Source organism: Megasphaera geminata F0357, assembly GCF_000239275.1.
GTDB lineage: Bacteria > Bacillota > Negativicutes > Veillonellales > Megasphaeraceae > Megasphaera > Megasphaera geminata.
Genome location: NZ_JH417560.1, coordinates 1 through 16,859, shown reverse-complemented (window position 1 = coordinate 16,859; position 16,859 = coordinate 1). Strand labels below are relative to the sequence as shown.

Below are 16,859 nucleotides of genomic sequence, written 5' to 3'. Positions count from 1 at the left end.
ATGTACGCTATGATGTTTTTTAAGAAATGTGCTATTATTGCTTCCGTATTCTGCCTCTGCGGATCTATCGTGACAGCAGCCGAAAATAATATTGATGTACATGCGCAATCTGCATATGTATTGGATGCTGATACAGGTGCTGAAGTATATGCAAAAAATGCAGACGAAAAGCTTTATCCCGGAGGCACGACTATGATTATGACGGCTCTTTTAGGTGCTGAAGCAGGAGATGCTCTTTTGGATAAACCGATTAAGCTTTCCGCTGAGGCGGATACCCTTGACTCGGACGTTGCTGTTCTCGGTCTTTCCCCGGATAAATCTGTTACTGTGCGTAATGCTTTGACAGCAATGATGACTTATACGGGTTGTGATGTGGCTCTCGGTACAGCGGTAACGGTTGCCCCTTCAGTCAGTGAGTTTGTTCGTCGAATGAATGATAAGGCTGCTTTAATCGGTGCTTTAAACACACATTTTGTCAATCCTCATGGACTTCCGGATAAGGAGCATTATTCAACGGCCCGCGATTTGGCAAAGATCGGAGCCTATGCTATGGATAACAGCACTTTTAAATCTTTTACCGGATATACATTCTTTGAAATGCCGTATATAACGGGCGGTAAAGAAGTAGTATATTCATTAAATGAATTTCTTACATCCGGTTATAGAGGTGCTGACGGGATTAAAACGGGTGCAACTGATTTTGGCGGCGCAACGCTTGTGGCATCTGCGACACGCGACGGTAAGACCTTTGTTGTATCCGTCCTGAATTCCGATGATCGTTCCGGTGATGCACGGCGTTTGATGGATTATGCTTTTTCTCAGGTAAAAGATGAAGCCCCGACAGAAACAACTATGTCTGATAATGCGAAGAATCCTGACGATTCGGCATATGTTCTTCGTGATGCTCCGGCAGGACAAACTTTAACCGATATTGCGGCACAGTATCATACTCCTGTACAAAATTCTGCGGTATAATAAATATAAGCTGAATACCGCTCCCATAATTATGAGAGCGGTATTCAGCTTATAAAAACAGAGATACTTTAGTTATTTGTTAGCCCTTACCAATAATAAATTTCTTTGTTACGGCAGGAAGATATACAAAATTTCTCTTTGTGCGATCTTCACAGCCGGCTCCATGCTTCTGTTGCTTAATTATACTGGTAGTAGTGGTATAATTAGAGTACCTATGGTATGAACAGGCAAAGACATGTATTGTTTTTATCCTGTTTTGCGCCAGAGAGCAACTCTTTCCGGTATATAAGGAGGCATTAACATGAAAGAATTTACGTATATTATTACAGATCCCTCGGGCATTCATGCCCGGCCGGCAGGCTTACTCGTCAAAGCGGCAAAAAATTTTGAAGCCGGGATTTTTGTCGAGAAAGATGCTAAAAAGGCGGATTTGAAAAAGATTTTTACGGTCATGGCTCTTGGGGTAAAGCAGGGCGAAACGATTAAGGTCACCATTGACGGCTTTGATGAAGAAGCGGCAGCTCATGAAATTGAGGGGTTTTTAAAAGAAAACTTATAAACGGGGGTATTTATGCTGGTCATTCAGGGAAAGCAGGTTTTTCCGGCTATTGCGACTGGGCCGCTTGCCTTTTTCCGTAGAAATACTGGTTTTACGGCATTGTGTCATATAAAAGATACAGAGGCGGAAGTACAGCGTTTTCAAACGGCCCGTAAGATATCGATCGAACAGCTCAGGTCTTTGTATGCAAGAGCGCTTGGAAGAATTGGCGAAACGGAAGCTGCGATTTTTGAAGTTCATCAGATAATGCTTGACGATAATGATTATATTGAAGGCATTGAACGGCTTATTCGCAATGAAAAGATGAATGCTGAAGCGGCAGTAGAACAGGTAGCACAGCAATTTGCAGAGATGTTTCGGTCGATGAGTGACGCATACATGCAAGAACGGGCTGTAGATATTCTTGATATATCCCGTCGTGTACAGGGACAGTTAAATGGCGGCAAAAGAGACGATTTCTCCGCTTATAGTGGTACGATCCTTGTTGCTGATGATTTATCTCCCGGTGAAATACTTCAGCTTGATACGAATAAAGTTCTCGGATTTGTCACGTCCTGCGGCAGCACGAGTTCTCATGCCGCTATTCTTGCGCGTACGCTGAGTATGCCGGCTGTAGTTAATACCGGCCTCGCTCTTTCTGCTGATGTGGAAGGTAAGCTCGCTATCATTGACGGGTTTACAGGTACTGTGTACATTGATCCCGATCACGCTACGATGGCCGCAATGAAGAAAAAGCAGGATGAAGCGGTAATACATAAGAAATATCTCGATACATTTTGCGGTAAAAAAACATATACTGCAGACGGTAAGAGAATCAACGTATTTGCTAATGTCGATAATCTCGGCAATTTATCGCAAATTATTGCCAACGATGCTGAAGGTATCGGCCTTTTTCGCAGCGAGTTTCTTTACTTTGAAAATACTGGTTACCCGTCGGAAGAACAGCAATTCGTTGTTTATAAAAAAATAACAGAAATGATGCAAGGGAAAACTGTCATTATTAGGACCCTTGATATCGGAGCCGATAAAAAAGTTGATTATTTCGATCTGAAAAAAGAAGAAAATCCGGCAATGGGGATGCGAGCTATTCGTATCTGTCTTACGCGTCCGGAGCTTTTTAAAACCCAGCTTCGGGCTCTCTGCCGAGCCAGTGCGTATGGAAAAATTGCTGTCATGTTTCCCCTGATTATTTCTGTTGATGAAGTGCGACGCAGCCGAATCTTGCTTTCGCAAGTACAGGATGAGCTGAGACAGCAAAAAATTCCTTTTGATAAAGAGATGCAGGTCGGTATTATGATTGAAACGCCTGCGGCAGCTATCATCAGTGATGAATTGGCAAAAGAGGTTGATTTTTTCAGTATCGGATCTAATGACTTGACACAGTATACGTTGGCCATTGACCGGCAACAGAGCGATTTGGATGAGTTCTTTGATCCTCATCATCCGGCAGTTCTCCGACTTATTGATATGACAGTAAAAAATGGTCACAAAGAAGGTATTTGGGTAGGTATATGCGGTGAACTCGGTGCCGATTTGAGTCTTGCGGAAACCTTCCTTCGTATGGGCGTGGACGAATTCTCCGTTAATCCGCCGTCAGTTTTATCGCTGCGCGAGAAGATTTCATCTGTTGATCTAAGTAAATAAACTGCGGAGTAAGAGCGCCCGTAAGGACGCTTTTTGTGTGAAAAGAATAGGCGAGAATGAGAGAATGCGTCAAATTTATGGTGGCAGATGGTTACAACAGCCGGGATATATTTCTATAAGTGGGACATGAGGGTTAAGAATTGAAAAAACTGTAAGTACAGACAGAAAACTTTGTGCTGCTTATAGGAATGCCGGAGAACCCCAACTCTGCCGATCCGTCAAACAGCCGACTTGGGAAAGTAATTCAGAACTGCACGATAAGGATAGATAACCGGAACGTTGTCCAATGAGATTTTCTAAAAGCCTGTATGTGCTTATCGGCTTAGCAGTGAACCACCGGGGCTTACTAGCTGTCAGTGCTCCGGCTGCAATACGATATTTCTGTAAATGCGGTATTAACTGAATCGGTATTGCCGTAGCCATATAAAACACGTTAATACGGTGACAATGGATAAGGAAAATTAACTTAGATGAGTTAAGATTAGAAAGGACATCCGGAAAAAATGCAATTAAAATACTAAAGAGAGGGTGCAGCAGAATAAAGATTTTATCTTACTCTGCTGCACCCTCTCTTTAGTTGTGTATATTTACGAGTTCATAGCCTGCGTCAGCAATTACTTTTGTAAATTCATCAATTGAAATTTCACGTATTGCTTTTACGTCGGCGCTTTTCGTTTCGAGGTCGACTTTTACGGATGTAACGCCATCCATGGCCGAGAGCGCTTCTTCAACATGTTTTTTACAATGATTACACATCATGCCTTCGATTTTTAATGTTGTTTCCATTTGTTTTTCCTCCTTAGGAATGATTAGTGTATAGCCTGCATCCGTAATCGCTTGAGCAAAGACAGATGTTCGGATAGCTTGATTACTTTCAATACGGGCCGATTTGCCTTTCAGGTCGACGGTTACGGCTGTTACACCGGGGATGACCGAAAGGGCATCATGCACCTGTTTTTGGCAATGGGCACACGTCATGCCGTCAATAGTCAAGCAGGTGTGTATAGTAGTTTTTTCGGATTCGTTTGGTTCAGTGCTTGTTTCACGTGAAACATTAGGATAAGTTGCGTTAAAAAAACGTAACCGCAAAGCGTTCATAACAACGCAAAAACTGCTCATACTCATTGCGGCGGCGCCGATCACAGGGTTAAGTTTGATACCGAAAGCGGGATAGAGGAGACCGGCTGCGAGAGGAATACCGATGATGTTGTAAATAAAGGCCCAGAAGAGATTTTCTTTAATATTTTTGATAACGGCTTTACTTAGGCGGACAGCTGTTACGGCATCCAGAAGATCATTTTTTATGAGTACCGCATCGGCACTTTCAATGGCAACGTCCGTGCCGGCGCCGATTGCAATTCCCAGGTCGGCTTTCATAAGGGCCGGTGCGTCATTAATCCCATCCCCGATCATGGCAACTTGATGACCCTCGGCCTGGAGTTTAGCAATATATTTTTCTTTATCCTGCGGTAAAACTTCTGCTATTATTTGAGGAATGTGCAGCCGCTTTTGTATGGCTTTAGCAGTTCGCGTATTATCACCTGTGAGCATAATTACATTGATCCCCATTTTTTTGAAAAGATCGATTGCCTGGGAACTTGTCGGTTTTTCAATGTCGGCGACCGCAATAATACCTTGGACAGTATTTTTTGTAGCGAAGAGGAGAGGTGTTTTGCCGTCATCGGCAAGGTGATTCAATTTTTTTTCTACAGTTGTAACGGAAATGTTGTTTTCCGTCATCAGACGGGCGTTGCCGGCATACCAGGGTTCACCGTTAATGTTAGCGCGAACGCCTTTGCCGAAAATGGCGGAGAAGTTACTTATCTGTACGGGAGATATGCCTTTGTCTTTGGCATAATCCACAACGGCCGTAGCCAGGGGATGTTCGCTTTTACTTTCAAGTCCCGCCGCGATTGGTAAAAGTTTATCAGCCGTCATACCTAAGGGAATAATGTCTGTGACAACAGGCTTTCCTTCCGTAATAGTGCCGGTTTTATCCATTACGACCGTATCAATAACGTGTGCTTGTTCGAGAGCTTCGCCCGATTTAATAAGGATGCCGTTTTCCGCCCCTTTGCCGGTGCCTACCATAATTGCTACAGGCGTGGCTAAACCGAGAGCGCAGGGGCAAGAAATGACGAGGACGGAAATGCCGAGAGAAAAGGAGAATTCAGGATCCGCTCCCATGAAAAAATACCAAATCGCAGTCGTGATCAAGGCAATGGTAATAACAACAGGCACAAAGATGCCCGCAATTTTATCGGCTGTTTTGGCAATTGGAGCCTTACTGCTGCTGGCTTCATCAACGAGGTGAATAATCTGACTGATAGTTGTATCCGCACCGATACGTTTGGCCGTCATATGGATAGCTCCGGCTTTATTCAGTGTCGCCGCCGTAACCGTGTCACCGGGTTGTTTGTCGACAGGAATACTTTCACCTGTGATGGCGGATTCATCAATACTTGTTGTTCCTTTGGAAACAATGCCGTCAGCAGGAATGCTTTCGCCGGGACGAACGATGATTTCATCGCCGATAACGAGTTCGCTAACCGGAATAATTGATTCAATATCATTCCTGATTACAGTGGCATTTTTCGGTGCAAGGTTTATAAGCTTTTCAAGTGCTTCGCTGGTTTTTCCCTTGGCACGGGTTTCCATATATTTACCGACGGTGATAAGAGTGACAATCATACCGGCTGACTCAAAATAAAGATTTGTACTGTACGTTTCAACGAGTAGCATATTGCCGTATCCGAGTCCCCAGCCGATGCGGAAGATGGCAAAAATACCGAAAAAGGCTGAAGCGGCAGAACCGAGCCCGACTAGACTATCCATGTTGGGAGCCCCTTGGAAAAGACTTTTGAAACCGTTTATGTAATAATGTCTGTTCAGATAAAGGATTGGTAAGATGAGAATAAATTGTGCAAATGCATAGGTAATCGCATTTTGCGGCCCGTCAAAAAGGGAGACAATATATTCAGGTACAGGTAGACCAAAAACGGCTTTGAACATATTGTGAGAAGCAATGTACATGGTCGGAATGAGGAAAATAACAGACCAGATAAGGCGTTTCTTCATCGCTGTAACAGCCGCGGCGGCACCGGATGAGGCGCTATTTTTTACCGGCCGTGCTTGAGCGGTGGAAGAAGCGGTTACAAAAGCCTCATAGCCGGCTTTGATAACGGCATTGATAATGTCCTGTTCAGATAAAACCGAGTCGTCAAAATCGACCTGCATACTGTTTGTAAGGAGATTAACACTTGCTTTGTTTATACCGGGTAATTGGGAAACCGCCTTTTCCACACGGCTTGAGCAAGCCGAACAAGTCATGCCTGTGACTTCAAACTTTTCATGCTTCATTTACATCACCTATTTCATCATTTTTTGTAGAAGTACCACTAGCTCATCGACGACTTCAGTCTTTCCTTCTTGAATATCATGAACGACACAGCTTTTGATATGTTGTCCCAGAAGCTCTTTGCTAAACGCGTTTAAAGCAGATTGAACGGCGCTGACTTGAGTTAGGATATCAACACAATAACGATCATCTTCAAGCATTTTTCTTATACCTCGGATTTGTCCTTCAATACGATTTAATCGACAGACAAGTTGTCTATATTCTTTGTCTTCTTTATTGCGATATTTCAATTTTATGTTCGTCGTGCAGCAACACTTGCTCTCTTTTACCATAATAAGTCTCCTGAGCAATATACTTGAATATATCTTATATATATACCCCATGGGGGTATGTGTCAAGAAAAGTTTTTAATAATATAAGAAGGGGTAAGCGCATGTAAATCATATTTTTGGACTATATAAACTTACAAATATGACAAAAATTTCTGAACCAAGGTCATATCAGCTATAAGTCGTATCGGATACAAGAAAAAACACGCTATTATCCACGTGCATTTAAAAAATGACCGGGATAATAGCGTGTTGGAAACAATTTTCGGATTAGTAAAACTGTGAATTTACCATATTACGAGACAGTATATCGTTTACGTAAGCTTTCCGGAAATGACTGAAACGGACTTTAATTGTTATAATATTAAACAAATTAAGATCAAACTAAAAGGAATGAGCCCTGTAGAATACCGACTCATTCCGAAAAAATCACTTTAACTGTAATTGTCCGATAAAACAGGTACACTTCATTTCCAAGCATACCTTTTAGCTAAACTCTTATTTCAACAAAGCGGCGACGGCCTGTGTTTCATCCACTGCGTTATCAGCGCCGGCTATGACGGAACCCTGCAATACAATTGCATCAAGGCCTTTTGCCTGGCGGTCTTGTTCAACTTTAGCGACGATATCTTTCTGAATGGGATCCAGTAACTGAAATTCAAGTTTATTAAGATCTTGACTGAGTTTGTTGCCAAGCTCCTGTTTCTCTTGTTCCGTCTGCATTTTGGCGCTCTTGCTCTTATATTCATCCTGTGCTTTCTTTACGGCATCCTGCATTTGCGCGGTAGCTTTCGGATAGTTTTTATGAGCCTGTATTAACGCATCAAAGTTGACATAGCCCACACCTGCCGCAAATGCGGAAGTTGCTGCCGCAACACCGAGCATACCGATTACGGCAAAAGATGCGAGCTGTTTTTTCAAATTCATGTTCATATACCTCCTAAAACAAATAATCGTTTTACACCAGTTCATTATAGCAAAAATAGCCTGAAAACACAATGGAATGGCTTATATTGTGACGAAATAGTAGATTTATATTATTATACTTCATTATTTTTCGGCTCCGTGTCGGTATCTTTGTCGGGGTCTCCTTCATCGTTAATATAAATATACTTATCTTTTTTCATCTTATCAATAATTTCGGGAGCCATGGCAATAAGCTTTTCAAAGCCTGATGCATGATATCCGTCTTGCTTGATAGAAAACATTTCTACCCGCTCACCTTTGATAACCAGAATAGCCGTCGGTTCCATTTTCGCGCCGCCGCCGCAGCCTGCACTGGCACAGGCGGTATCACCTTTACCGTTCGTTCCTCCTGAGCCGAAGCCGAAGGTAACATCGACAAAAGGGACGAGAATTGCATCGCCGATGTGAACGGCCTCACCAACGACGGTTTCAACTTTAATCATATCCTGAAAGCTTTTAAAAATAGTTTCGAGATTATTCCTGGTGTAATTGTTGTCCATTCTTCTGCCCTCTTCTGAAAATGATGTATTCTTTATATAATGTGCGCACTTCCTGTGTCAGTATAAAGGAAAGCGTATAATAAATTAAGACAAGGGGGATAATTCGGCCTGATAGTGTGCAATGCACGTTATATTCTTCATTTGAATAATTAAAAGATAAGTTACGTATATATTTTGCCATAAAAGTGTATAGCCAGCCTGCAAGCATGCCGGTTTCATGCGGTTTGCTCAGGCCGATTGTGCCGGTGAGCGTAAATTTTCGGATACATGAGTGCGAGATTATTTTATGGAAAAAAACAAGAAAGAGAGTTATGAAATCTTGAGTTAAGATAAAATGTCGCCAAGGAAATCGTTCTTTTACAGTGGCGGATTCAATATTTTTTTGTGTGTAATCCCGCTCTAAAGTTTCTTTTACAGCAACTTCGATTTGTACGGTTTCTGCTTTATTATCTGAAACAGTATGTGTTCTTCCTGTTGAGTTTTCTGGAGCGGTTTTTAAAGTCTCACTTTTTTTTGCCGTATGCCAGCGGATATAGCGCTCTTTAATAGGTCGCTTGCCGTAAGTATAGGAGTAAGAAAATAAAAAAGCTCGCCCTGACCAGGATACTGTAAATTTTCCTGAAAAGGGATCGCCAATATGGCCGTATACGGTATAATGGAACGGGATGGAGAGTATTATTACGGTTACCATTAGAAGTAATGTAATAATGGCCAATACGACCGCCATGGACGGACCTCCTCTATGATATATGCAAATAGTTTATATGTTATTACATTATATAGGGGCAGGAAAAGTTTTGCTAGTCTTTCTTTTCGTTAAAAATACAGTTTACATTCTCCGCTTTAAAGCAGCGAGAACAAGAAATACAGAGTGCAGGGGCTTTATCTCCCTTTCGCCAGCGGTTGGGTAAATCCGGTTCACGGAGTAAGGGACGGCTTAAAGAAATAAATGAAATATTTGTTGTTTGCAGACATTGTTCCATATCCGTAACATTACGGAAACCGCCGACTACACCGATATCGACTTTGCTTTTAAGACAGGCGGCGGCATCGGCGGCATATGAGGCGAAGTACATCGGTTCCTTTGTACGGCGAATAGCGCGGATCGGCCCTTGACGCGGTAAAGAGGCCGTATTGCCGCCGCTGATTTCAATGGCATTGATACCGGCTTTTACGGCCCAGGTCATGACCTTTTTGCTTTCTTCAAAGGTCATACTGCCTTCTTCCATATAGTCGGCACTATTCAATTTGAGCCACATAGGAAAATACGGACCGACGGCTTCACGAGCCGCACGAATACATTCCAGGAGGAAACGTGCCCTGTTTTCCAGAGAACCGCCGTACTTGTCTGTGCGTTTATTAAAATAAGGAGTGAGAAATTTACTTGCTAAATAGCCGTGAGCGCCATGAATTTGAATCCCGTCGTAGCCGGCTTTTTTTGCGCGGACAACGGCTGCAGTCATTTGTCGGACCAGTTGTTCGATTTCATCTGGCTGCAAAACATGCAAAGGGCTTTCTGTGATAACGACTTTTTCGGGAATACCGCTGGGGCTGATAAGCATACCGTCCCCTTCCGGCAATGCGATAGCCGAACCCATAATAACCAATTGAGCGATTATTTTACCGCCATGATCATGAACGTGAGCGGTTAATTTCTGTAACGGCCTGATACAATCATCAGAACTGATGCGAATTTGACAGTGTTGATACGGTTCCATCGGACTGACCGCCATCATACCTGTAATGATGATGCCGCTTCCGCCGTCGGCCAAGGTTTCATAGTTTTGAAATAGCCGTTCTGTCGGATACCCGTTGATATCGGCCATGCCCTCAAAGGTGGCAGAACGAATGATACGGCACGTCGCATCAATACCGCCGATTTGAGTTTTATCAAATAACATAATTATACTCTCTCCTTAGACCGCAAGTATTTTATAACAATATATTTTCTCATTATAACGTAAAAATATTGAAAATGCTAATATATTATTATGTCTATAATTATACCCTTTTATATTAGGAATTTATCAAATCGGGATGATTAAATTCGATAGGCATATAGCGGCCTTTCGTGTATAATGTAAGTATTTGTTAAGTGATTTATGCGCGCGAAGGGATGTTGAATAGATGGCAACTGCTATGGTACTCGGAACCCAATGGGGTGATGAAGGTAAAGGTAAGATTGTTGATTATTTAGCGCAACAGGCTGACGTAGTTATTCGCTCTCAGGGAGGTAATAATGCAGGTCATACCGTCGTCGCAGACGGTCAGTCATTTGCGCTTCGTCTGTTACCGTCGGGAATTTTATTTTCTGATAAGACGTGTATTATTGGCAACGGTGTTGTTGTAAATCCGGGAGTATTAATAGAAGAAATCGACGGCATGGTAAAAAAAGGCATACAAATCAGTAAGCTTGAAATATCTACGCGTGCTCATGTCATTATGCCATATCATATTCGGATTGATGAAGAAGATGAAAAATTGAGGGGTGATAATCAAATCGGTACAACGCGAAATGGTATCGGCCCTTGTTATGCAGATAAAGTGAATCGCATGGGCATTCGTATCGGTGATTTAATGGATGAAAAGATATTCCGTCAAAAGTTGAAACTTAATTTGGAGTTGAAAAATCGGCTCTTTAAAACTTATTATAATTGTAAAGGATTTGATTATGATGAAATCTTGCAGAGATATCTTGTTTTTGCCGAACGTATTCGTGGATATGTAAAAGATACGGAATATTCGGCAAATCTGTATATTGAACAAGGGAAAAAAGTTCTTTTTGAAGGAGCCCAGGCAACGATGCTTGATTTGGATCACGGAACCTATCCGTTCGTTACCAGCTCTAATCCTACAGCCGGTGGTGCGTGTGTCGGTTCCGGTGTCGGTCCACGTAGGATGCAGAAATAATCGGTGTTGTCAAGGCGTATACAACGCGTGTCGGTGCGGGCCCTTTTCCTGCAGAACAGGTAAATGAAGTCGGTGAATATCTTCGCCGGACAGGTCATGAATTCGGTACCGTAACAGGCCGTTGTCGTCGTTGCGGTTGGTTTGATTCGACTGTTGTGCGGTATGCGGCAATGTTGAACAGTCTTGATTATCTTGCCATTACACGTCTTGATATTCTTGATGGATTTGATAATATTAGTCTTTGTAAAGGCTATATATATAAGGGTAAGGAATTGCAGGAATATCCTGAAAGCCTTGATGTACTACAGAATGTGGAACCGGTTTATGAAGAATTACCCGGTTGGAAATCTGATATTTCCGGTTGCCGGACATATGAAGAATTACCGGAAAATGCTCGTTATTATGTAGAACGCATCAGACAGCCCTTCGGTGTGCCTTTGGGGATTGTTTCAGTCGGTCCTGATCGTGCGCAGACTATTGTTTTACATAATGTTTTCTAAGCAATAAAACGATAATTAAATAGCTCTAAGTAAATGAATTGGGTTCAGAGACTTTTTGAATGCGTTTATAAATCAAGAGTCGTTTTTTCTGCGGTTATATGACCAAAGAAAAAACGACTCTTGGTTTATAAAAAGATGGTAAGCAAAGCAAAGTAAGTTCCTTATTCCCGATTTTATACGGTTAGAGAGCACTTCTATATATCGTCTTCATCACCGCAATGTCCCGACATGGAGCAACCGCCGCAAGAGCCGTTACACATCTTTTGGAGAGAACTAAGTCCTGAAAGAGCCGTTATCGTTTTACGCGGTTCAATCATACGGCTTTTTGAAACGGTGATACCTATCTTAGCGGAATCAAGTGCCGTGAGAATTGACACTTGCTGGCTCAGAGGGAAATCTCCTTCTCCCGGGCAAACTCGCCATGCAGTTTTAAATTCATCACGAGAGTAAGTAATATCAATAATTTCAGTCAGCTTATTCAGAAGAGATTCTAGTGCCGCTGCTGCTGTGCAGTCAAGAATCATGCCTTCGGTGAACTTTTGCTCTAGGAAGAGATTATCTATGGCAGCATCTACTTTTTTTCCTAAAGTTGCCGTCATGGCAACGATTATTTCTGCTTGCTTAAGGAACGGCAGGATCTGTGTCCCTTCGACACCGAAGGGCTGTCTACCTAAAAAGGTATGAGACGGTATATCATATGGGAGTTCTTCATAAAGGCCTCGGGGTTCCGCAAAATCGAGAATACAGGTGATTGCCTTATCAATAGCGGTGCCGTCCATTTCAGATATATTACGCTGTATACCGTAGTGGATAATTTTTTCCTTTTTTATTTCATCTATATGCAAGGCTGTTTTTGTCATTTATAGTATCCTTTTCGCACTAATTAATATAATTCCTTATTATTATAACACTGTAATAATTGCGGCGATAGAGATGTGGGGACTAATAATTTCTGTCGTATAAAACGCGTCTTTATGCTATACTATACGATAGACTATGTGAGTATTGTCCCCCACTATTTTATACGACGAGGTGAGTCCGGTGGCTAAGGTTATAGCCGTTACAAATCAAAAGGGCGGTGTAGGAAAAACAACGACAGCCGTTAATTTAAGCGCCTGCCTGGCAGAGGCAGGCAAACACACTCTTTTGGTCGACCTTGATCCTCAGGGCAATGCGACAAGTGGTCTTGGTATTGATAAACACACTCTTCAAGGCGGTACATATGATAGTCTTATCGGTGCTATGGATATGAATGATGTCATCGCGGAAACAGCTGTAAAAAAACTTTTTATTGCTCCTGCTACAATGGATCTGGCCGGTGCGACTGTGGAGCTCGTGGCGATGGAGGAACGGGAAAGCGCGTTGAGAAAAGCTTTGATTAATGTATGAACGACACGCGGAAGGGCTTTCGATTATATTCTCATTGATTGTCCTCCGTCTCTTGATTTACTGACAATCAATGCACTTGTGGCAGCCGACTCGGTTCTTATTCCCGTTCAATGTGAATTTTATGCGCTTGAAGGGCTGGCACAGCTGACGGAGACGGTGCAGGCTGTAGCTTTGGATATGAATGCGAATCTTGCTGTTCTCGGTCTTTTACTGACTATGTATGATGGCAGGACTAACCTGTCTTTGCAGGTAGCGGAAGAAGTGAAGAAATACTTTGGCGATCAAGTCTTTAGGACAATTATTCCTCGCAATGTACGCCTTGGAGAAGCTCCCAGCTATGGTGAACCGATTATAACCTATGACCCGCATTCCAAGGGGGCTACAGTATACAGGAAAGTGGCGAAAGAGGTGATTGAGCGTGTCGGCTAAAAAGGCCGGTTTAGGCAGAGGACTAGGGTCTCTCGGCTTAGATCAGAAAAGAGAGATATCTTCAATTGAAGGCATAACGTTGCTTGCCGTCACATCTATCACGGCTAACCCGCGACAGGCCCGTCAGATTTTTGATGAAGAAGCTTTGCAGGCCTTGGCGGATTCCATTCGGCGTTACGGTGTTGTACAGCCAATTGTTGTACGTCCGCTCGCTGATAAAACGTATGAACTGATTGCCGGCGAGCGACGTTGGCGTGCGTCACAGCGTGCTGGGTTGAAAGAAATCCCCGCTCTTATTCGGACCTGTGAAGATACCAAAGCTACAGAGATAATCTCTTATTGAGAACATCCAGCGCGAAAATTTGAATGTGATTGAAGAAGCGGCAGCATATAAGCTCCTTATTGATATGAATAATTGGAAACAAGATGAATTGGCTGCAAAAGTCGGGAAAAGTCGTTCTCACGTTGCCAATATAATGCGCCTCTTGTCTCTTGCTCCGCCTGTGCGGAAACTTATTGAGAACGGAGCTTTAACAATGGGACAGGCGCGACCTCTTTTACAGTTAAAATCACCTGAAGTACAGGAGAAAGTTGCTCAACGTATTGTTGCGACCGATTTGAGTGCGCGTCAGGCGGAAACTTTGGTGAAGCACCTTTTGAAAGGCAAGAAAAGAACGGTTACGAAGGGTGTCGATACATATATAGAAGACTTGCAAGATCGTTTGAAAATGCGCTTAGGAACGAATGTTGCCATCCGTGTTCAAAAGGGAAATACAGGGAAAATCGAGATCTCTTTCTCATCAGAAGCGGAATTTGAACGACTCTTAGCCCTTCTTACAGAGGAAAACGAGAAAAACCGTCCGGATGAGACAATGAAATTTACTGTATGATGATGAATTATGAAAATCTCTTTATCAGAGATTAGCGTATACATAGCAGGAGGATATCATGTTTGACGGATTGAACATGCAGCTTTTTAATTTTATAGCTGTCTGTGTCGCAGGCGGTCTGTTTTTGCTCTTGCTGATATATATCGGCTTCTTGAATTATCGTGTTGTTAAACTGCAGAAGAAATATACTTTCTTTATGCAGGATGAAATCGGTCAGAGCTTGGAAAAAAAGCTTCATGCGGATGTAGCAAGTCTGCATGAAGTACGGAGTACATTGGAAACGATGCGGACTGCACAAGAAACCATTTTATTCATGCAAAATCAATGTTTTTGTAAAATCGGCTTCGTAAAATACAATGCTTTTGATAATATAGGTAATAATTTGAGTTTTGCCTTTACACTCCTTGATGGTAAAAATAACGGGTTTTGTTTATCCAGTGTATATGGTCGTAATGAATCACGTATTTTTGCCAAACCTGTTGTAGACGGAAAATGTCTTTACAGTATGAGCGAAGAAGAAAAGGAAAGCCTCAGAAATGCGCTGCATTATACGGGAATAATCAGTCCCGTTCAGAAAGGATAGGAAGGCGATTTTTTGAATATACGGGATAAAGCGATACTTTTGTGTGAAATAATACGGGAACGGATTGCTTTCATTAAAATGCTTTATGCGGAACAAATGAAAGCTCCGGATAAACCGGTTGTTATTTCACCGGAACAATACAAGAAATATAAAAGGGTAATTCTTGCAGGGGCTGTTGTTGGCACAATCGGTGTTATTGGTGCTGTTTACGGTATTGTAGCCTATAATTCGATGCGGCAACAGGAAGAGTTGCATCAACAGCAGCTCGAATTATTGCGGGATAAAACAACATCGCTACAAGAAAAAATGGATAAAATGGATTCTCTTGATCAGGAACTTCGGCAGATGGTTAAAGGCGCAGGCGCCGGTGAATCCCCAAAAGGTGACGGCAGCGTAGCAGGCCAACGTAAGAAGAATGAAGATTTGTCGCATGCCGGCTATAATAAATTACTGCACGCTGCCTCTCGTTTAGAAACGAAGAGCAATGCCCGCATCATCAGTTTTATAACATTGAAGACGGTTCTTAGTGATACAGCGGGGCAGCAAGTCGTACACATGCAACAATCAGCCGGAAAATACAATACTTCCGCGTATCCGTCCATTTGGCCTGTAACCGGCGCGATTACATCTCAGTTCGGATATCGCTCCAGTCCTATGACGGGTGCCAGCACCTTTCATGAAGGGATAGATATCGGTGTTGATTACGGTACTCCCGTACGATCGACGGCAAGCGGTAAAATATCTCAGGCCGGCTGGGTCTCGGGATACGGAAACCTTGTTGAAGTTGATCACGGTAACAGCATGGTAACACGTTACGGTCATAACTCAATGCTTCTCGTCGTGGAAGGGCAAGAGGTTAAAACGGGAGATATCATTGCCCTTGCCGGAAGTACGGGTAATAGCACAGGCCCGCATGTTCACTATGAAGTACGCATAAACGGAGTACCGACAAATCCCATTTTATTCCTGCCCTGAGAAGGACAGCAGACCAAGAGGAGAGAAAAGAAATATGGCAGATACATTATATGCGCATTTTAAGACAAGTGAAGGCGATTTTACGGTTGAATTGTTTGCCGATAAATCACCGATTACAGTAGATAATTTTAAAAAATTGGCCGATAATAAATTCTATGACGGTACGATTTTCCACCGTGTTATTAAAGATTTCATGATCCAAGGCGGCGATCCGGAAGGCACAGGCTTTGGAGGCTCTAATAACATGATTCCTGACGAATTCGCGCCGGGACTTACTTTTGCGGAGCCGGGTATTCTTGCAATGGCTAATGCAGGGCCCAATACGGGCCGCTCTCAGTTTTTCATTACCGTGATACCGACACCGTGGCTGCAAAATCATCACTCTATTTTCGGCAAAGTTATAGAAAACTATGATGTTGTTGAAAGAATCAGTAAGGTTAAGACAAACAGTGCAGATAGACCGTTGAACAATGTTGTTTTGGAATCTCTCTCCATTACGGACAGTCTCTAAACGCAGATGTATTATTACACATATATGCTTCGTTGCGTGGATAATACGTTCTATACGGGATATACGGCAGACGTGGAGAGACGTTTGGTTATGCATAACCACGGCAGAGGAGCCAAATATACAAGATCACGTCTGCCCGTTGAGCTTGTGTGGAGCAAAGCTTTTCCGAGTAAGCATGCGGCCATGCATTGGGAGTGGCAAATTAAAAGGTGGCCGCGCCGGAAGAAAGAACTCCTTTTTACAAAGGGAAGATTTATTTTGGAAAAAGCAATGGAAAGTACCAATATATAAAGAAAGATATTCTTGTAAACAGCCCCTTCAAAAATTGAACGATTGTCGTT

At 42.7% G+C, this 16,859-nt stretch carries 16 protein-coding genes and 2 pseudogenes; 11 read left to right on the top strand and 7 right to left on the bottom strand.

Translation table 11 applies throughout. The features are described 5' to 3' along the window. Nucleotides 1-9 precede the first annotated feature (9 nt). The 3 genes from HMPREF0080_RS00090 (at nt 10) to ptsP (ending at nt 3,178) form a co-directional block, all read left to right on the top strand. Nucleotides 10-975 carry a D-alanyl-D-alanine carboxypeptidase family protein gene (locus tag HMPREF0080_RS00090; protein ID WP_156795255.1) on the top strand — a complete coding sequence of 322 codons (966 nt, stop codon included), beginning with the start codon at nt 10-12 and terminating at the stop codon, nt 973-975. 301 nt (nt 976-1,276) lie between these two features. Beyond that, complete coding sequence (locus tag HMPREF0080_RS00085; RefSeq protein ID WP_006788997.1) at nt 1,277-1,534, top strand: HPr family phosphocarrier protein; 258 nt, start codon at nt 1,277-1,279, stop codon at nt 1,532-1,534. Nucleotides 1,535-1,546: 12 nt separating this feature from the next. Next, the gene (gene ptsP / locus HMPREF0080_RS00080) at nt 1,547-3,178 is read left to right on the top strand and encodes a phosphoenolpyruvate--protein phosphotransferase (protein ID WP_006788996.1); all 1,632 of its coding nucleotides are present in this window, start codon (nt 1,547-1,549) and stop codon (nt 3,176-3,178) included. A 573-nt stretch (nt 3,179-3,751) separates the two neighbouring features. On the opposite strand, the gene HMPREF0080_RS00075 is transcribed toward ptsP, so the two are convergent. From HMPREF0080_RS00075 to HMPREF0080_RS00050, 6 genes are all read right to left on the bottom strand, one after another. Further along, on the bottom strand, nt 3,752-6,538 hold the full coding sequence (locus tag HMPREF0080_RS00075; RefSeq protein WP_006788995.1) for a heavy metal translocating P-type ATPase: 2,787 nt from the start codon (nt 6,536-6,538) through the stop codon (nt 3,752-3,754). A gap of 9 nt (nt 6,539-6,547) precedes the next feature. Beyond that, entirely contained in the window at nt 6,548-6,868 is a 321-nt protein-coding gene (locus HMPREF0080_RS00070; protein ID WP_040346557.1) for a metal-sensing transcriptional repressor, read from the bottom strand. A gap of 495 nt (nt 6,869-7,363) precedes the next feature. After that, entirely contained in the window at nt 7,364-7,792 is a 429-nt protein-coding gene (locus tag HMPREF0080_RS00065; RefSeq protein WP_040346554.1) for an OmpH/Skp family outer membrane protein, read from the bottom strand. 113 nt (nt 7,793-7,905) lie between these two features. After that, on the bottom strand, nt 7,906-8,331 hold the full coding sequence (locus tag HMPREF0080_RS00060; protein ID WP_006788992.1) for a GerW family sporulation protein: 426 nt from the start codon (nt 8,329-8,331) through the stop codon (nt 7,906-7,908). Beyond that, nucleotides 8,306-9,058 carry a hypothetical protein gene (locus HMPREF0080_RS00055; protein WP_006788991.1) on the bottom strand — a complete coding sequence of 251 codons (753 nt, stop codon included), beginning with the start codon at nt 9,056-9,058 and terminating at the stop codon, nt 8,306-8,308. Before HMPREF0080_RS00055 ends, HMPREF0080_RS00060 begins: the two co-directional genes overlap by 26 nt. A 73-nt stretch (nt 9,059-9,131) precedes the next feature. Further along, nucleotides 9,132-10,232, bottom strand: a complete 1,101-nt coding sequence (locus HMPREF0080_RS00050; protein WP_006788990.1) for an NADH:flavin oxidoreductase — start codon at nt 10,230-10,232, stop codon at nt 9,132-9,134. A 226-nt stretch (nt 10,233-10,458) separates the two neighbouring features. Here HMPREF0080_RS00050 and HMPREF0080_RS00045 point away from each other — a divergent pair. Further along, nucleotides 10,459-11,741: pseudogene (locus HMPREF0080_RS00045) on the top strand (adenylosuccinate synthase). A 194-nt stretch (nt 11,742-11,935) separates the two neighbouring features. On the opposite strand, the gene HMPREF0080_RS00040 reads toward HMPREF0080_RS00045, so the two are convergent. Further along, a complete protein-coding gene (locus HMPREF0080_RS00040) occupies nt 11,936-12,601 on the bottom strand; it encodes a hypothetical protein (RefSeq protein ID WP_006788987.1) in 666 nt (221 codons plus the stop codon). Between the two features lie 181 nt (nt 12,602-12,782). Here HMPREF0080_RS00040 and HMPREF0080_RS00035 point away from each other — a divergent pair. The 7 genes and pseudogenes from HMPREF0080_RS00035 to HMPREF0080_RS00010 all read left to right on the top strand — a co-directional run bounded on the left by HMPREF0080_RS00035 (nt 12,783) and on the right by HMPREF0080_RS00010 (nt 16,809). Then, a pseudogene (locus HMPREF0080_RS00035) lies at nt 12,783-13,559 on the top strand (ParA family protein). After that, nucleotides 13,549-13,902: a ParB N-terminal domain-containing protein gene (locus HMPREF0080_RS11150; RefSeq protein WP_006788984.1), complete on the top strand. Its 354-nt coding sequence runs from the start codon at nt 13,549-13,551 to the stop codon at nt 13,900-13,902. Before HMPREF0080_RS00035 ends, HMPREF0080_RS11150 begins: the two are co-directional and overlap by 11 nt. A 25-nt stretch (nt 13,903-13,927) precedes the next feature. Then, nucleotides 13,928-14,449, top strand: coding sequence for a ParB/RepB/Spo0J family partition protein (locus HMPREF0080_RS10325; RefSeq protein WP_006788983.1), 522 nt, complete (start codon nt 13,928-13,930; stop codon nt 14,447-14,449). A gap of 58 nt (nt 14,450-14,507) precedes the next feature. Further along, entirely contained in the window at nt 14,508-15,032 is a 525-nt protein-coding gene (locus tag HMPREF0080_RS00025) for a DUF4446 family protein (protein WP_006788982.1), read from the top strand. 12 nt (nt 15,033-15,044) lie between these two features. Continuing rightward, nucleotides 15,045-16,007: a M23 family metallopeptidase gene (locus tag HMPREF0080_RS00020; protein ID WP_006788980.1), complete on the top strand. Its 963-nt coding sequence runs from the start codon at nt 15,045-15,047 to the stop codon at nt 16,005-16,007. A gap of 34 nt (nt 16,008-16,041) precedes the next feature. Further along, the gene (locus HMPREF0080_RS00015) at nt 16,042-16,518 is read left to right on the top strand and encodes a peptidylprolyl isomerase (RefSeq protein WP_006788979.1); all 477 of its coding nucleotides are present in this window, start codon (nt 16,042-16,044) and stop codon (nt 16,516-16,518) included. Nucleotides 16,519-16,524: 6 nt separating this feature from the next. Beyond that, the gene (locus HMPREF0080_RS00010) at nt 16,525-16,809 is read left to right on the top strand and encodes a GIY-YIG nuclease family protein (RefSeq protein WP_040346549.1); all 285 of its coding nucleotides are present in this window, start codon (nt 16,525-16,527) and stop codon (nt 16,807-16,809) included. The last annotated feature ends 50 nt before the right edge of the window (nt 16,810-16,859 follow it).

Coding starts and splice junctions, on each gene's coding strand:
- HMPREF0080_RS00085 (WP_006788997.1), top strand. CDS start 1,277: ATGAAAGAATTTACGTATATTATTACAGATCCCTCGGGCATTCATGCC.
- HMPREF0080_RS00025 (WP_006788982.1), top strand. CDS start 14,508: ATGTTTGACGGATTGAACATGCAGCTTTTTAATTTTATAGCTGTCTGT.
- HMPREF0080_RS00065 (WP_040346554.1), bottom strand. CDS start 7,792: ATGAATTTGAAAAAACAGCTCGCATCTTTTGCCGTAATCGGTATGCTC.
- HMPREF0080_RS00040 (WP_006788987.1), bottom strand. CDS start 12,601: ATGACAAAAACAGCCTTGCATATAGATGAAATAAAAAAGGAAAAAATT.
- HMPREF0080_RS00050 (WP_006788990.1), bottom strand. CDS start 10,232: ATGTTATTTGATAAAACTCAAATCGGCGGTATTGATGCGACGTGCCGT.
- ptsP (WP_006788996.1), top strand. CDS start 1,547: ATGCTGGTCATTCAGGGAAAGCAGGTTTTTCCGGCTATTGCGACTGGG.
- HMPREF0080_RS00015 (WP_006788979.1), top strand. CDS start 16,042: ATGGCAGATACATTATATGCGCATTTTAAGACAAGTGAAGGCGATTTT.
- HMPREF0080_RS00060 (WP_006788992.1), bottom strand. CDS start 8,331: ATGGACAACAATTACACCAGGAATAATCTCGAAACTATTTTTAAAAGC.
- HMPREF0080_RS00070 (WP_040346557.1), bottom strand. CDS start 6,868: ATGGTAAAAGAGAGCAAGTGTTGCTGCACGACGAACATAAAATTGAAA.
- HMPREF0080_RS00055 (WP_006788991.1), bottom strand. CDS start 9,058: ATGGCGGTCGTATTGGCCATTATTACATTACTTCTAATGGTAACCGTA.
- HMPREF0080_RS00010 (WP_040346549.1), top strand. CDS start 16,525: ATGTATTATTACACATATATGCTTCGTTGCGTGGATAATACGTTCTAT.
- HMPREF0080_RS00075 (WP_006788995.1), bottom strand. CDS start 6,538: ATGAAGCATGAAAAGTTTGAAGTCACAGGCATGACTTGTTCGGCTTGC.
- HMPREF0080_RS00090 (WP_156795255.1), top strand. CDS start 10: ATGATGTTTTTTAAGAAATGTGCTATTATTGCTTCCGTATTCTGCCTC.